Annotated in this window: 16 protein-coding genes; 3 read left to right on the top strand and 13 right to left on the bottom strand. The window is 71.3% G+C overall.

What is annotated here, in order from left to right; translation table 11 throughout:
- Window positions 1–85: 85 nt before the first annotated feature.
- From rnc to J2N69_RS26665, 8 genes are all read right to left on the bottom strand, one after another.
- Complete coding sequence (gene rnc, locus J2N69_RS26700; protein ID WP_167515960.1) at window positions 86–916, bottom strand: ribonuclease III; 831 nt, start codon at window positions 914–916, stop codon at window positions 86–88.
- A 7-nt stretch (window positions 917–923) separates the two neighbouring features.
- Window positions 924–1,097, bottom strand: coding sequence for a 50S ribosomal protein L32 (gene rpmF, locus J2N69_RS26695; RefSeq protein WP_026165248.1), 174 nt, complete (start codon window positions 1,095–1,097; stop codon window positions 924–926).
- A 2-nt stretch (window positions 1,098–1,099) separates the two neighbouring features.
- Window positions 1,100–1,810 carry a YceD family protein gene (locus tag J2N69_RS26690; protein ID WP_127912078.1) on the bottom strand — a complete coding sequence of 237 codons (711 nt, stop codon included), beginning with the start codon at window positions 1,808–1,810 and terminating at the stop codon, window positions 1,100–1,102.
- Between the two features lie 121 nt (window positions 1,811–1,931).
- Entirely contained in the window at window positions 1,932–2,987 is a 1,056-nt protein-coding gene (locus J2N69_RS26685; RefSeq protein ID WP_230902977.1) for a cell division initiation protein, read from the bottom strand.
- 111 nt (window positions 2,988–3,098) lie between these two features.
- Entirely contained in the window at window positions 3,099–3,578 is a 480-nt protein-coding gene (coaD, locus tag J2N69_RS26680) for a pantetheine-phosphate adenylyltransferase (protein ID WP_230904887.1), read from the bottom strand.
- A gap of 26 nt (window positions 3,579–3,604) precedes the next feature.
- Window positions 3,605–4,204, bottom strand: a complete 600-nt coding sequence (rsmD, locus tag J2N69_RS26675) for a 16S rRNA (guanine(966)-N(2))-methyltransferase RsmD (RefSeq protein WP_269075676.1) — start codon at window positions 4,202–4,204, stop codon at window positions 3,605–3,607.
- 49 nt (window positions 4,205–4,253) lie between these two features.
- Entirely contained in the window at window positions 4,254–6,482 is a 2,229-nt protein-coding gene (gene recG / locus J2N69_RS26670; protein WP_230902975.1) for an ATP-dependent DNA helicase RecG, read from the bottom strand.
- Between the two features lie 60 nt (window positions 6,483–6,542).
- A complete protein-coding gene (locus J2N69_RS26665; protein ID WP_230902974.1) occupies window positions 6,543–8,249 on the bottom strand; it encodes a DAK2 domain-containing protein in 1,707 nt (568 codons plus the stop codon).
- A gap of 219 nt (window positions 8,250–8,468) precedes the next feature.
- Between J2N69_RS26665 and rpmB the strand changes: the two genes are divergently transcribed.
- On the top strand, window positions 8,469–8,654 hold the full coding sequence (gene rpmB, locus J2N69_RS26660) for a 50S ribosomal protein L28 (RefSeq protein WP_016642993.1): 186 nt from the start codon (window positions 8,469–8,471) through the stop codon (window positions 8,652–8,654).
- A gap of 116 nt (window positions 8,655–8,770) precedes the next feature.
- Here the strand turns inward: rpmB and thiD are convergent, their stop codons facing one another.
- Together thiD and J2N69_RS26650 are read right to left on the bottom strand one after the other, a co-directional pair.
- A complete protein-coding gene (gene thiD / locus J2N69_RS26655; RefSeq protein WP_230902973.1) occupies window positions 8,771–9,565 on the bottom strand; it encodes a bifunctional hydroxymethylpyrimidine kinase/phosphomethylpyrimidine kinase in 795 nt (264 codons plus the stop codon).
- Window positions 9,562–10,530: a thiamine-phosphate kinase gene (locus tag J2N69_RS26650; protein WP_230902972.1), complete on the bottom strand. Its 969-nt coding sequence runs from the start codon at window positions 10,528–10,530 to the stop codon at window positions 9,562–9,564. Before J2N69_RS26650 ends, thiD begins: the two co-directional genes overlap by 4 nt.
- A 209-nt stretch (window positions 10,531–10,739) precedes the next feature.
- Here J2N69_RS26650 and J2N69_RS26645 point away from each other — a divergent pair, with 209 nt between their 5' ends.
- Window positions 10,740–10,973 carry an Lrp/AsnC family transcriptional regulator gene (locus J2N69_RS26645; RefSeq protein WP_127912072.1) on the top strand — a complete coding sequence of 78 codons (234 nt, stop codon included), beginning with the start codon at window positions 10,740–10,742 and terminating at the stop codon, window positions 10,971–10,973.
- Between the two features lie 20 nt (window positions 10,974–10,993).
- The gene (locus tag J2N69_RS26640) at window positions 10,994–11,491 is read left to right on the top strand and encodes a DUF3515 domain-containing protein (RefSeq protein WP_230902971.1); all 498 of its coding nucleotides are present in this window, start codon (window positions 10,994–10,996) and stop codon (window positions 11,489–11,491) included.
- 19 nt (window positions 11,492–11,510) lie between these two features.
- Here the strand turns inward: J2N69_RS26640 and J2N69_RS26635 are convergent, their stop codons facing one another.
- The 3 genes from J2N69_RS26635 to J2N69_RS26625 are packed head-to-tail and all read right to left on the bottom strand — an operon-like array spanning window position 11,511 to window position 14,543.
- Window positions 11,511–12,692 carry a D-alanine--D-alanine ligase family protein gene (locus J2N69_RS26635; RefSeq protein ID WP_230902970.1) on the bottom strand — a complete coding sequence of 394 codons (1,182 nt, stop codon included), beginning with the start codon at window positions 12,690–12,692 and terminating at the stop codon, window positions 11,511–11,513.
- Window positions 12,693–12,726: 34 nt separating this feature from the next.
- Window positions 12,727–13,743, bottom strand: coding sequence for an NAD(P)H-dependent glycerol-3-phosphate dehydrogenase (locus J2N69_RS26630; protein ID WP_269075675.1), 1,017 nt, complete (start codon window positions 13,741–13,743; stop codon window positions 12,727–12,729).
- A gap of 17 nt (window positions 13,744–13,760) precedes the next feature.
- Entirely contained in the window at window positions 13,761–14,543 is a 783-nt protein-coding gene (locus tag J2N69_RS26625) for a lysophospholipid acyltransferase family protein (protein ID WP_230902969.1), read from the bottom strand.
- Window positions 14,544–14,558: the final 15 nt, after the last annotated feature.

Raw genomic sequence — 14,558 nt, 5'->3', positions numbered from 1 at the left:
GCCCGGCCTCAGGTGGCGGCCTCGGCCGCATACGACGCGACCCCCGCGGGACCGAGGTCCCACGGGGGTCGCAAGGAATGAAACGTCAGGCCGGTGCGGCGTCCGAGGTCGAGGGGGTGTCGGCGATCCCCTCGGCCGTGGCTGCCGCCTCCGCCGCCTTGATCCGCTCGTCCGCGGCCGCGCGGATCGCGCGCCACGCGGACTCAGCGGCCTGCTGCTCCGCTTCCTTCTTGCTGCGGCCGGTGCCGGTGCCGTACGAGACGCCTCCGACGCGGGCGGCAGCAGTAAAGGTCTTCTCGTGGTCGGGGCCGCTCTCCGTGACGAGGTACTCGGGTACGCCGAGGCCCTCGGTCGCGGTCAGCTCCTGGAGACTGGTCTTCCAGTCCAGGCCCGCGCCCAGGTTCGAGGACTTTTCGATCAGCGGGTCGAAGAGCCGGTGCACCAGCTCGCCCGCCGCGTCCAGACCCTGGTCCAGATAGACCGCGCCGATCACCGCTTCCAGGGTGTCGGCGAGGATGGATGCCTTGTCCCGGCCTCCCGTGCCCTCTTCGCCCCGGCCGAGCCGGATGAAGGAGCCGAGTTCGAGGCCGCGGCTGACCTCCGCCAGCGCACGCGAATTGACCACCGCGGCCCGCAACTTGGCCAGCTGGCCTTCGGGCAGGTCGGGGTGGGTGCGGTACAGCGTGTCCGTGACGACGAGGCCGAGCACGGAGTCACCGAGGAACTCCAGACGCTCGTTCGTCGGCAGGCCGCCGTTCTCGTACGCGTACGAACGGTGGGTCAGCGCACGCACCAGAAGGGCGGACTCGAGCTTGTACCCGAGCCGCCCTTCCAGAAGCGTGTGGGACGAGGCCGTTGTCTCCGCCAGTTTCTTGGCGTCTTCCGCCTTCTTGGGGCTAGACACGGTGCCTCTCACCAGCCGCTCAGACCTCGAGGACCTGGCGCTTGTTGTAGGTGCCGCAGCTCGGGCACGCGATGTGCTGCTGCTTGGGCTCCTGGCAACGCTCACACGAAACCAGGGTGGGGACCGCAGCCTTCCACTGCGACCGGCGGTGGCGCGTGTTGCTGCGCGACATCTTCCGCTTCGGAACAGCCACGGCTACTTCTCCTGCTTCTCGTCGACGCCCGCTTCCGCTTCGGCGCCGCTCATCTCGTCCTTCTCGCCGTCCTGGATGGTGCCAGCGAGTCCCTGCAGTGCCGCCCAACGGATGTCGACGGCGTCATGGTGGTGGTCCGGGTCGTCCGCGAGCCGCACTCCGCACTGGGAGCACAGGCCCGGACAGTCGTCCTGGCACACCGGCTGCATCGGCAGTGCGAGCACCACCGCATCACGCAGCACAGGCTCGAGGTCGAACATGCCGTCCTCGAGAAAGAGCCTGTCCTCATCGTCCTCGGCGTCGTCGGCCGGTTCCGCTGCGCGGCCCCGGTCGTCGGCGTCAGGGTACGAGAACATCTCCTGGAAGTCCGCTTCGAGCTCCAGCTCAAGCGGCTCCAGACACCTTACGCACTCCCCCTCGGCCGATGCACGGGCGGTGCCTGTGACAAGCACCCCTTCCATGACCGACTCCAGACGGATCTCCAGCTGGACGGGGGCGCCCTGCGGCACTCCGATGACCCCTTCGATCCCGAGGGCCGGCGAGCCGGGCGCCTCGATCTCGCGGGTCAGCCGCTGCATGGCACCAGGACGCCGACCCAGCTCGTGTGTGTCGAACACGAGGGGGTTTCGGTGATCGAGGCGCGTGCTCAGGGCTGTTCCTGCTTTCGAATCCTGGAAGTCCAAAGGAAGGGCCGCCGCACCGATGCGGCACATGTGCCACGCGGGCGGGCAGCCGAAGTCGCGGACGTATGCGCGACCGAAGAGCCAGGATACTTGACCTTTCGCCCACGGCCCAATCCGGCCCGGCGCCAGGCTGACACCTGCGCTGACGCCGCTACTGACGCCCCTGCTCGTACTGGCGCAGCTGCTCGGCGCTGATCATGGTCGTGTCGAAGAGGCTGGTCTCCTCCAGGGCCGGGGGCGCCTCGTACGGGGGCTGGTGGGGCTGCTGGTCGTAGCCCTGCTGCGCGTATCCGTACTGGTGCTGCTGGTCCTGGTGCCCGCCCTGGTCCTGGTACGCGTAGGGGTCCTGCTGGCCGTACGGCTGCTGGTAGGCGTAGGGGTCCTGCTGCTGGTACCCGTACGGGTCGGGCTGCTGGGGCTCCGGGGCGGTGTACGGCTGCTGGGCCGGGATCGGCGGGGCCTGGGGAGGCTGCTGCCGGGCCGGGGCCGGGGCGGGCGCGGCGAGGTCCGCGAGGTACTCGGCGTCGGTGGTGTGCCCCTGGGTGGTGAGGCCCTCGCCGAGGCTGCCCAGCTCGTCGGCGGGGGCCCGGCCGTGCAGCGTCTGGCGGCCGCGGCCGACCGCCTCCAGGGTCTTGGCGAGGACCGCCTCGAAGGCGGCGAGCTTGGCGTCGACGTACGCGTCGGCGTTGCGGCGCAGGGTCTCGGGGTCGTGGCTGCGCTCGGGGGCGTCCTCGTCGTCGTAGCCGTTCTCGTCGAGGCCCGGGCCGGTGCCGAGGAGCTTCTCGCGGCCGCGGCCGACCGAGCCGAGGGTCTTGGTGAGGACGACCTCGAAGTTGGCGAGCTTGCTGTCCACGTAGTCGTCGGCCTCGGCGCGGACCTCCTCGGCGGCCTGGCGGGCCTCGGCGAGGATGCGGTCGGCCTCGCCCTGCGAGCGGCGGGCGACCTCGGTGTCGGAGATCAGGGAGCCGCGCTCGGCGTGCGCGCTCTCGATGATCCGCTCCGCCTCCTGGCGGGCCTGCTCGACCAGCTGCTCGCGGCCGCCGATCAGCTCCTGGGCCTGGGCGAGAGAGCCGGGCAGGGCTTGGCGCACCTCTTCGAGCATCGAGAGCAGGTCGGCGCGGTTGACCACGCACGAAGCCGACATGGGCATGGACCGGGCGCTGCCGACCGCCTGGACGATCTCGTCGATCTTCTTCTGCACGTCCACCGTGTGCTCGCCACTCTCTACAGCTGGTTGGGAGACGGACGGGACGACTGTAAGGCCGACGGGCACCTGTCCGACACCGGCTGACACAGCGTCACCGGGCCGGGCGAGGGGTCACTTCTTGCCCAGGCGTTCGACCAGGGCGTCGTGGACCACCGGCGGCAGCAGGTGCGCCACGTCGCCGCCCCAGGCGGCGACCTCCTTGACCAGCGAGGAGGAGAGGAAGCTGTAGGTGGGGTTCGTCGGCACGAAGAGGGTCTCGACGCCCGAGAGGCCGTTGTTCATCTGGGCCATCTGGAGTTCGTAGTCGAAGTCGCTGACCGCGCGCAGGCCCTTCACGATGGCCGGGATGTCGCGCTGCTTGCAGAAGTCGACGAGGAGGCCGTGGAAGGACTCGACCTCGACGTTGCCGAACTCGGCGGTGACCTGGCGGATCAGCTCTATCCGCTCGTCGATCTCGAACAGGCCCTTCTTCGACTGGTTGATCATCACCGCGACGTGCACCACGTCGTACAGCTTGGAGGCGCGGGCGATGATGTCGAGGTGTCCATTGGTGATGGGGTCGAAAGACCCCGGACAGACGGCGCGGCGCAACGTGAGTCCCTCGCTCTCCGGTCCGGTCATGGCGCGATCACTGAGTCGTCGCACGTAGAGGCGGCGCGACCGTACCAAAACGTCCCTTCGCCGTAGCGACGGGACCTGAGGGGCTCGAAACCCTCCGGCCAGCCGAATTCTCCGCCTCTTGTACTGCGTTCAACGGTGACGAGCGCTGCCTCCGTGAGCCAGCCCTCCGAGCGGAGTGTGAGCAGTATCTCCCGAAGATCGTCATCGGTGACGGCATAGGGCGGATCGAGGAAGACCAGGTCGTACGGGGTGGCGGGCGCCCCCTGCCGGACGATCTGGGCGGCTTTGCCCGCTCTCACCTCGGCGCCGGGCAGGCCGACCGCCCGCACGTTCTCCCTGATGGTGCGGGCCGCTCGGGCGTCGGCCTCGACGAGCAGGGCGTGCGCCGCGCCACGGGAGAGGGCCTCCAGGCCGACGGCGCCGGAGCCCGCGTACAGGTCGAGCACGTGTGTGCCGTCCAGCGTGCCCTGGAGGGCCTGCCAGGTGGAGAAGAGGCCCTCGCGCGCGCGGTCGGACGTGGGGCGGGTGCCGTTGCCCGGCGGGACGGCCAGGCGGCGTCCGCCGGCCGTGCCTGCGATCACGCGGGTCATCTGAATCCTTCTGGCTGAGAGGTGGGCTGCCTCCACGATATGGCGTGCACGGGCCTCACCCCTTGTCGAGGTACTGCTCGCGCTCGGCGTCGAGCAGGGCGCCCAGGGCGGTGCGCAGCTCCGGCAGACGCTCCAGGCCGGGGTCGGCGGCGACGACCTGGACCGCTTCCTCGCGGGCGGCGGCGATGATCTCCTCGTCGTCGATGACCGTGAGCATGCGCAGGGAGGAGCGGACGCCGGACTGGGCCTGGCCGAGCACGTCGCCCTCGCGGCGCTGCTCCAGGTCGATGCGGGAGAGCTCGAAGCCGTCGAGCGTGGAGGCGACGGCGCCGAGGCGGGCGCGGGCGGGGCTGGCCTCGGGCATGTCGGTGACCAGGAGGCACAGGCCCGGGGCCGAGCCGCGGCCGACGCGGCCGCGGAGCTGGTGCAGCTGGGAGACGCCGAAGCGGTCCGCGTCCATGATCACCATGGCGGTGGCGTTCGGGACGTTGACCCCGACCTCGATGACCGTCGTCGCGACCAGGACCTGCGTCTGGCCGGCGGCGAAGCGGCGCATCACCGCGTCCTTGTCGTCGGGCTGCATCCGGCCGTGCAGCACCTCGACGCTCAGCCCTTGGAGAGGGCCGCGCGCCAGCTGCTCGGCGACCTCGAGCACGGCGAGCGGGGGCCGCTTCTCGGCGGTGGCCGCTTCCTCCGCCTTCTCCTCGGCGGACTTCTTGCCGCCCTTCTTGGGGCCGGCCGGTTCGTCGACGTCGTCACCGATGCGGGGGCAGACCACGTACGCCTGGTGCCCCTTCTCCACCTCTTCGCGCACGCGCTCCCACGCGCGGGCGAGGAAGTGCGGCTTGTCCTGGGCGGGCACGACATGGCTGGCGATCGGCGAGCGGCCGGCCGGGAGCTGGTCCAGGACGGAGGTCTCCAGGTCGCCGAAGACCGTCATCGCGACCGTGCGCGGAATGGGCGTGGCCGTCATGACCAGCAGGTGCGGGGGCTGCTTGCCCTTGCCGCGCAGGGCGTCGCGCTGCTCCACGCCGAAGCGGTGCTGTTCGTCCACCACGACCAGGCCGAGGTCGTGGAACTGCACCTTGTCCTCGATCAGGGCGTGGGTGCCGATGACGATGCCGGCCTCGCCGGTGACGAGGTCGAGCAGGGCCTGGCGGCGGGCCGCGGTGCCCATGGAGCCGGTGAGCAGCGTGACCTTGGTGGCCTGGTCGGCGCCGCCGAGCATGCCGCCCTCGGCCAGCTCGCCCATCATCTCGACGATGGAGCGGTGGTGCTGCTGGGCGAGGACTTCGGTGGGCGCGAGCATGGCGGCCTGTCCGCCCGCGTCCACAACGGCGAGCATGGCGCGCAGGGCGACCATCGTCTTGCCGGAACCGACCTCTCCCTGGAGAAGGCGGTGCATCGGGTGCTCCGTGGCGAGGTCGTCGAAGATCTCCTTGGAGACCTTCTCCTGGCCCTCGGTGAGGGTGAAGGGCAGTTTGGCGTCGAAGGCGTCGAGGAGGCCGCCCGCCTTGGGCCTGCGGGCCACGGCGGGCAGTTGGGCGTCCGCGAAGCGCCGCCTGGCGAGGGCGACTTGGAGGACGAAGGCCTCGTCCCACTTCAGGCGGTCGCGGGCGGCGGCGATGTCCGCCTTGGAGTGCGGGCGGTGGATCTTCAGGAGCGCTTCGGGCAGCGGGATGAGGGCGCGGCCGTCGCGCAGGGCGGGCGGCAGCGGGTCCAGGGCCTCCTGGGCGCTGGGCAGGACCATGTCGACCGACTTGGCGATCTTCCAGGACTCCAGCTTGGCGGTGGCGGGGTAGATCGGCAGGAGGGCACCCGCCCAGTTGCCGACGGCCTCGCCGACGCCCTCGTCGCCGTCGGCCCGCAGCAGTTCGTACGCGGGATGGGCCAGCTGCATCTTGCGGTTGAAGACCGAGACCTTGCCCGCGAACATCGCGCGGGTGCCGGGGAGCAGGTCCTTGTGGGGCTTGTGGATGCCGCGGCCGAAGAAGACGAGCTGGAGCCGGCCGCTGCCGTCGGTGATGGTGACTTCGAGGCGCTGGCCGCGGCCGCCGTTGAACTTCAGGATGCGTGCGCTCTCCACCCGGGCGACCACCGTGGCGTGCTCGTCCAGCGGGAGGTCGGCGAGGCGGGTCAGCTCACCGCGCTCGGCATACCGCCGCGGGTAGTGGTGCAGGAGGTCGCCGACCGTGTGCAGGTCGAGGTGGTCGGCCATCACCTTCGCGGTGGCGGGTCCGACCACTTTCTTCAGGGGTTCATCGAGCGCGGGCACGAGATCCATTGCACACCACGCCACTGACAATCCGTCGCAGGTCCCGCGGAACCGCCGGCCGGCCGGGGCCTACTCGACGCCGATGAGCATCAGCGCGGACTGGCGGCCGCCGCGGTAGACGACCGTGTCGACGGCCAGGTACGTGTCGCGCACGTGCTTCTCCAGCCGCTCGGCGACCGCGTCGGGCACGGATTCGCCGAGCACGAGCGTGACCATCTCGCCGCCCGCCGACAGCATGCGGTCCAGGACCGACGTGGCGGTGGGGGCGACCTCCGCGCCGATCACCGCGACGTCGCCGTCGATCAGGCCGAGGACGTCGCCGGCCTGGCAGATGCCCGCCATGGTCCAGGACTGCCGCTCGGCGACGGCCAGTTCGCCGTAGCGGGTCGCGCCGGCCGCCGAGGTCATGGCGACGACGTCCTCGTCGAAGCGGCGGTCGGGCGCGTGCACGGCGAGGGCCGCGATGCCCTGGACCGCGGAGCGGGTGGGGATCAGGGCGACGCGTACGCCTTCGGTCCTCGCCTGTGCCGCCGCGGCGGCCGCGGTGTGGCGCAGCTCGGCGTCGTTGGGCAGGAGCACCACTTCGCGCGCGTGCGCCCGCCGGATGGCGTCGACCAGCTCGCCGCTCGCGGGCGGCTCCCCCACGCGCGTGGGCACGGTGGTGGCCCCGGCCTCGGCGTAGAGCCCGGCGAGCCCTTCACCGGGCACGACGGCGACGATGGCCCGCTGGGTCCGTTCCTGGGGCGGCCGGGCGGTGGTGTGCGCGTCGCCCGCCCCGAAGTGGGTGATCCGGATGCGGTGCGGGCGCCCCGCCTCCACGCCCGCCTCGACGGCCGCGCCCGCGTCGTCGACGTGGACGTGGACGTTCCACAGGCCGTCGCCGCCGACCACCACGAGCGAGTCGCCTAGCCGGTCGAGCCGGGTGCGCAGCCGTGCGACGGCGCTGTCGTCGGCCTCCAGGAGGTAGATCACCTCGAACGCGGGCCCGCCCGCGTCGGCCGGCGGCTCATCGCACTCGGCGACCTCGTCGCACTCGGCGGCCGCCACGCGCGCGTGGCGACTGTCGGCGCCCTTGCGTGACACCGTCTCGCCGGACAGGGCCCGCACGAGAGCGCCGAGCACCGCGACGAGACCGCGCCCGCCCGCGTCCACGACGCCCGCGCGCCCCAGGACGGCCAGCTGCCCCGGCGTCTTGTCCAGCGCCGCGCAGGCGCCGTCGTAGGCCGCTCTGGCCACTGTCCCGCAGTCGGTGCTCCCGGCCGCGCCCGCCGCCTCGGCCGCCGCGGTCGCCACCGTCAGGACGGTGCCTTCGACCGGGTGTGCGACGGCCTCGTACGCGGACTCGGCGGCCCGGCGCAGGGCCAGCTCCAGGATGTGTCCGTCGGCTCCGTCGGGGTGATCCGCCTCACGCGTCTCCCCCGCTTCGCCGCCGTCGGGGCCGCCGAGGATCTGGGCCATGCCCCTGAGCAGCTGCGACAGGATGGTGCCCGAGTTCCCGCGGGCACCGATGAGGGCGCCGTGGGCCATCGCGCGCACGGTCTCCGCCAGCGAGGGCAGGGCCGGGTCGTGGCCGGTGAAGGCCGCGTCGACCGCCTGGGAGGCCGACTCCACCGTCAGGTAGAGGTTCGTGCCGGTGTCCCCGTCCGCGACCGGATAGACGTTGATGGAGTCGATCTCCTCGCGGGCCCTGCCGAGGGCGTCCAGAGCCAGTCGGCACCAGGCGCGCACCGCGACCGCGTCGAGGTTGTGCGGCACCTGTTTCGCCTCCTTGACCATCCGGAATGGACGCAGCGTAGACCGAGGGTGAACACGGGGCCCGGGGCGGGGGCCGGGCGAGCCGTGGTAGTTTCGTTGTACCGAAGCAGTCGTTGTATGCTGCTCCGGTTGCCCGATACCCATCGGGACATTCCTCCTGGCAACGCCACTTCGATCATTGCACTGATCTCGGCATGCCGGGATTAACCGTAAGTGCATCTGAAGTCTTTGGAGTGACCCGTGGCTGCCAACTGCGACGTCTGCGGCAAGGGGCCGGGCTTCGGCAACAACATCTCGCACTCGCACCGCCGTACGCCCCGTCGCTGGAACCCGAACATCCAGCGTGTGCGTGCCGTGGTGAGCGGGACGCCGAAGCGCCTCAACGCCTGCACCTCGTGCATCAAGGCCGGCAAGGTCTCGCGCTGACGTCAGCGCGGCACCCTGCTGGTTGCTGAAACTGCCGGCTCCCTTCGGGGGGCCGGCTTTTTCGTATGCCCCGCGCACCGGGCGTGTGAGGGCCACCTGACGCAGCCCTCGTACGCCTACCGCTCCCGGAACCGCCAGCCGTGATCCACCGGCCCGATCCCGCCGCCGAGCGCGAACCCGGCCGCGATCGCCCCGGTCACGTACTCCTTGGCCGCCGCCACGGCCGTCGGGACGTCCTGCCCCTTGGCCAGCTGCGCCGCGATGGCACTGGCGAGGGTGCAGCCGGTGCCGTGCGTGTGGCGGTTGTCGTGGCGCGGGGCGCGCAGCACGTGTTCCTGGGAGCCGTCGGTGAGCAGGTCCACGGCGTCGCCCTGGAGATGGCCGCCCTTGATGAGCACCCACTTCGGGCCATACGCGAGGACGGCGGCGGCCGCGCGCCGCATGTCGTCCTGGGAGGTCACCTCGACGCCGGTGAGCTGGGCGACCTCGTCGAGGTTGGGCGTGGCGACCGTGGCCACCGGCAGCAGTTTGGTGCGGACCGAGTCCAGCGCGGACGCGGCGAGCAGCGAGTCGCCGTGCTTGGAGACGCCGACCGGGTCGACGACGGCGGGCGCGTCCGTGCCCATGATCAACTCCGCGACGGTCTCGACGAGTTCGGCCGAGGCGAGCATGCCGGTCTTCACGGCCTGTACGCCGATGTCGTCGACGACACTGCGGTACTGGGCCCGCACGGCGTCCGCCGGAAGCTCCCAGAAGCCCTGGACGCCCAGGGAGTTCTGCGCGGTGACGGCCGTGACGACGCTCATGCCGTGGGTGCCGAGGGCGAGCATCGTCTTCAGGTCGGCCTGGATGCCCGCGCCGCCCCCGGAGTCGGAGCCGGCGACGGTGAGCACCCGGGGCGGCGCGCTCACTCGGCGTCTCCGTTGTCCCCGAAGTGGTCCCAGCCCTTGCTGGTCCAGGGCGCGCCGTCCACGGTCACCTGGGGCAGTGCCGAGGGGTTGAGGACCTCGCCGATGACCTTCCAGCGGGCGGGCAGCTTCACGTCCTGCGGGAACGTCGCCACGATCGCGTGGTCCTCGCCGCCGTTGAGCACCCACTGGAGCGGGTCGACGCCGACGGCCTGGCCGATGTCGTTCATCTGCGTGGGCACGTCGACGTCCGCGGAGCGGATGTCGATGCGTACCTTGCTCGACTCGGCGATGTGACCGAGGTCCGCGATGAGGCCGTCGCTCACGTCCGTCATGGAGGTCGCGCCGAGCCCGGCGGCCGCGGGGCCCGCGTGGTAGGGCGGCTCGGGCCTGCGGTGGGCCTCCACGAAGGCGCGCGGCGAGCGGAAACCGCGGGAGAGCACCGCGTGCCCGGCGGCGGACCAGCCGAGCCAGCCGGTGACGGCGACGACGTCGCCGGGCTGGGCGCCCGCGCGCGTGACCGGCTCGTGGTTGCGCAGGTCGCCGAGGGCGGTGATGGCGACGGTGATGGTGTCGCCGCGGACGACGTCGCCGCCCACCACGGCGGCGCCGGCCACCTGGCACTCGTCCCTGAGGCCGTCCATCAGCTCGGTGGGCCAGCTGGCGGGCAGTTCGGCGGGGACCACCAGGCCGAGCAGGAGCGCGGTCGGCACGGCGCCCATGGCCGCGATGTCGGCGAGGTTCTGCGCGGCGGCCTTGCGCCCCACGTCGTAGGCGGTGGACCAGTCGCGGCGGAAGTGCCGCCCCTCCAGAAGGATGTCGGTGCTCGCCACGACCCTGCGGTCCGGGGCGGACACGACCGCGGCGTCGTCGCCGGGGCCGAGCCGTACGGCCGGAGTGGAGGTGAGCCGCGAGGTGAGCTCTCTGATGAGCCCGAACTCCCCCAACTCGCCCACGGTTCCCTTCACCGAGTCTCACCATGCCCTTTCACGCTGCTCGGCCTGCGGTCGCGAGCCGTCTTCGTCATCGGTACGGTCGACGGGAGCGTCGACTTCTGCTGTCCGTGCGCCACGATGTGTGCGCCACAGGCTCCGCGGGTCTCCCCTCGGTGCGCGGCGACGCGGTACCGTGGCGTCCCTTCTCCCCACATGATCCTCGTGGCCGCCCTGGAGGTTCCGTGGTACAGGCGTACATCCTGATCCAAACAGAGGTCGGCAAGGCCTCGACCGTCGCCGAGCTGATCGGCAAGATCCCCGGCGTGCTCCAGGCCGAGGACGTGACCGGTCCCTACGACGTCATCGTGCGCGCGCAGGCGGACACGGTGGACGAGCTCGGCCGCATGGTGGTCGCCAGGGTCCAGCAAGTGGACGGCATCACCCGAACCCTGACCTGCCCGGTCGTGCATTTGTAGCCCCCGTCTACCCTGGCCCGGTGAACATCCCTCGTCTCCGGCGCCACTGGCTCGCAGGAACGTCCGCTCTCCTCCTGTCGATCACGACAGCGGCCTGCTCAGCTACGGACGACCGGGCGTCGGTGGTGGTTCCTTCTCCGGAGGCGAAGGCCGCGGCGCTCTGCCGGGACCTGCACGCACAGCTCCCGCGGAAGGTCGACGGGCTGGAGCGCAGCGACCCCGGGCCGAAGTCCGAGTTGACCGCCGGGTGGGGAGACCCGGCGATCATACTGCGCTGCGGGGTGGAGCGGCCCCCCGAGATGATCGATCCCGAGTACGCCGGGAAGAACGGGGTGCGGGTGAACGGCGTCGCCTGGCTGCTCCAGAAGCACGACGACGGGTCGTACACCTTCACCACGGGGGCGCGCCTGGCCTACGTCGAGGTGACGCTGCCCGAGGAGCGGGCGGGGGACGGTCTTAGCCCGCTCACGGACGTCGCCGCCCCCATCAAGAAGGCGATCCCCGAGGGCATCGCCTGACGCCCTCGGTGCCCGGCCGCTAGCGCAGGTCGGTGGAACGGTTCAGCGCCGCCTGGATGAGGCGGTCCACCAGCTCCGCGTAGCCGACGCCGCTCTTCTCCCACATCTGCGGGTACATCGAGATGGGCGTGAAGCCGGGCATCGTGTTGATCTCGTTGATCACGAACTGTCCGTCCTCGGTGAGGAAGAAGTCCGCGCGCACCAGGCCCTCGCAGGACGCCGCCTCGAACGCCTCGACCGCGAGCCGCTGGATCTCCGCGGTCTGCTCGGGCGTCAGCGGCGCGGGCACGATGCCGGGCGTCGAGTCGATGTACTTCGCCTCGAAGTCGTAGTAGTCGTGCGTCTGCACCGGCGGGATCTCGGCGGGGACGCTGGCCCGCGGGCCGTCCTCGAACTCCAGGACGCCGCACTCGATCTCACGGCCGCGCAGCAGCGCTTCGACGAGGATCTTGGGGTCGTGGCGCTGCGCCTCGGCGATCGCCTCGTCGAGGCCCTCGAAGGAGTCGACCTTCGTGATGCCGATCGAGGAGCCGGCGCGCGCGGGCTTGATGAACAGCGGCCAGCCGTGCTCCCCCGCGAACTCCGCGATGCGCTGCCGGGCGCCCGCCTCGTCCTGGCGCCACTCGCGCGGGCGGATCACCAGGTAGGGGCCGACGTTCAGCCCGAAGGAGGCGAACACCCGCTTCATGTAGTCCTTGTCCTGGCCGACGGCCGAGGAGAGGACTCCGGAGCCGACGTAGGGCACTCCGGAGAGTTCGAGCAGCCCCTGGATGGTGCCGTCCTCTCCGTAGGGGCCGTGCAGCATCGGGAAGACGACGTCGACGTCACCGAGCACCTTCGGCACGGAGCCGGGCTCGCTGTAGACGACCTCGCGGTTCCCCGGGTCGAGCGGCAGGAGCACGCCACCGTCCACGGACTCCGCGATGTCGGCGACGCTCGGCATCCTGCGGTCGGAGATGGCCATCCGCTCCGGCTCGTCCGCCGTCAGCGCCCAACGGCCGTCGGTGGTGATGCCGATGGGCAGGACGTCGTACTTGGTGCGGTCGATGGCGCTCAGGATGGCGCCGGCCGTCACGACGGAGATGCCGTGCTCGGAGCTGCGGCCGCCGAACACGACGGCGACACGCGGCTTGCGGAGCTGCTGCCCGGAGCTCGACTCGGGGCTCGCTTCAGGGCTCAGGGGGAGGTTCTCGCTGCTCATATCGCGTTGAGCGTACCTGCTGACCGAAAAACAGTCAGCGACGCTCGGGCTTGGCGCTGCGCGACATGAGTTCCTTCAGGGCCACCACGGGGGGCGTGCCGTCGTGGACGATGCCGACGACGGTCTCCGTGATGGGCATGTCGACGCCGTGCCTGCGGGCCAGATCGAGCACGGACTCACAGGACTTGACGCCCTCGGCGGTCTGCTTGGTGACCGCGATGGTCTCCTGAAGCGTCATGCCCTTGCCGAGGTTGGTGCCGAAGGTGTGGTTGCGCGAGAGCGGCGAGGAGCAGGTCGCCACCAGGTCGCCGAGGCCCGCGAGCCCGGAGAACGTCAGCGGGTCGGCGCCCATGGCGAGCCCGAGGCGGGTGGTCTCCGCGAGGCCGCGCGTGATCAGCGAGCCCTTGGCGTTGTCGCCGAGGCCCATGCCGTCCGCGATGCCGACGGCGAGACCGATGACGTTCTTGACGGCGCCGCCCAGTTCGCAGCCGACGACGTCGGTGTTGGTGTACGGGCGGAAGTACGGCGTGTGGCAGGCCTTCTGGAGGCGCTGGGCGACCGCTTCGTCCTCGCAGGCGACCACGGCGGCGGCGGGCTGCCGGGCGGCGATCTCCCGGGCGAGGTTGGGCCCGGTGACGACGGCGATGCGGTCGGAGGGGACCTTCGTGACGTCCTCGATGACCTCGCTCATGCGCATGGCGGAGCCCAGCTCGACGCCCTTCATCAGGGAGACGAGGACGGTGCCGGGGGCCAGCAGCGGCGCCCACGCGGCGAGGTTGCCGCGCAGCGTCTGGGAGGGCACGGCGAGGACGGTGAAGTCGGCGTCCGCGGCGGCCTCGGCCGGGTCGGTGGTCGCCCGGAGGTTCTCGGGGAGTTCGACGCCGGGGAGGTAGTCCGGGTTGGTCCGCGTGGAGTTGACCGCGTCGGCGAGTTCGGCGCGCCGGCCCCACAGGGTGACGTCGCACCCGGCGTCGGCGAGCACCATGCCGAAGGCCGTACCCCAGGAGCCCGTTCCGAAGACGGCGGCCTTCACAGGCCGTGCCGGGTCCACGGGGTTCACGGGGTTCGTCACTTGCTGTCCTCCGGGGTGCTGTGGGTGGTGCCGCGCCGCGTCTGGCGGCCCGCTGCCTTGCGTCGTTGCTCCAGCCGCGCCCTGCGCGGGTCGTACGGCCGGTCGGGGGCCTTCTCGCCCCGGATCTCCTCCAGCAGTTCGGTGATCGCGGCCATGATGGCCTCGGTCGCCTCGCGGAGCACCTCGGGCGTCGGCTCCTTGTCGTAGAAGCGCGACAGGTCGACGGGGGCCCCGGCCTTCACCTGAAGGGTCTTGCGCGGGAAGAGGCGGGGCTTCTTGCTGTACGGCGGCAGGGCGAGGTTGGCACCCCACTGGGCGACGGGGATGACCGGGCACTTGGTCTCCAGGGCGACCCGTGCGGCGCCGGACTTGGCGATCATCGGCCACATGTCGGGGTCCCGGGTGAGGGTGCCCTCGGGGTAGAACGCGACGCACTCGCCGCGCTCGATGGCGGCGACCGCGGCCCGGAAGGCGTCGAGCGCGTTGGTGGTCTCGCGGTAGACCGGGATCTGGCCCGTGCCCTTCATGACCCTGCCGACGAAGCCGTCCTTGAAAAGGCCGTCCTTTGCCAGGAATCGCGGCAGCCGACCGGTGTTGTACTGGAAGTGTGCGTACGACAACGGGTCGATATGCGAGTTGTGATTCACCGCCGTGATGAATCCGCCGTCGGCCGGAATGTGTTCCATTCCACGCCAGTCCCGCTTGAACAGAACCACCAGCGGCGGTTTTGCGATGACCGCCGCCAGGCGGTACCAGAAGCCGATTCTGCGGCGGGACACGCGGACACCTTCCTC

Origin of the sequence: Streptomyces huasconensis (assembly GCF_021028635.1) — a bacterium.
GTDB classification, from domain to species: domain Bacteria; phylum Actinomycetota; class Actinomycetes; order Streptomycetales; family Streptomycetaceae; genus Streptomyces; species Streptomyces huasconensis.
The sequence above is the reverse complement of the archived record's forward strand: the minus strand, read 5'-3'. Positions and strand labels throughout refer to the sequence as shown.

What these genes read in the sequence shown, in the direction of transcription:
- J2N69_RS26690 (WP_127912078.1), bottom strand. Translation starts at nt 1,810, where the DNA reads ATGTGCCGCATCGGTGCGGCGGCCCTTCCTTTGGACTTCCAGGATTCG.
- J2N69_RS26635 (WP_230902970.1), bottom strand. Translation starts at nt 12,692, where the DNA reads ATGAGCAGCGAGAACCTCCCCCTGAGCCCTGAAGCGAGCCCCGAGTCG.
- J2N69_RS26665 (WP_230902974.1), bottom strand. Translation starts at nt 8,249, where the DNA reads ATGGTCAAGGAGGCGAAACAGGTGCCGCACAACCTCGACGCGGTCGCG.
- recG (WP_230902975.1), bottom strand. Translation starts at nt 6,482, where the DNA reads ATGGATCTCGTGCCCGCGCTCGATGAACCCCTGAAGAAAGTGGTCGGA.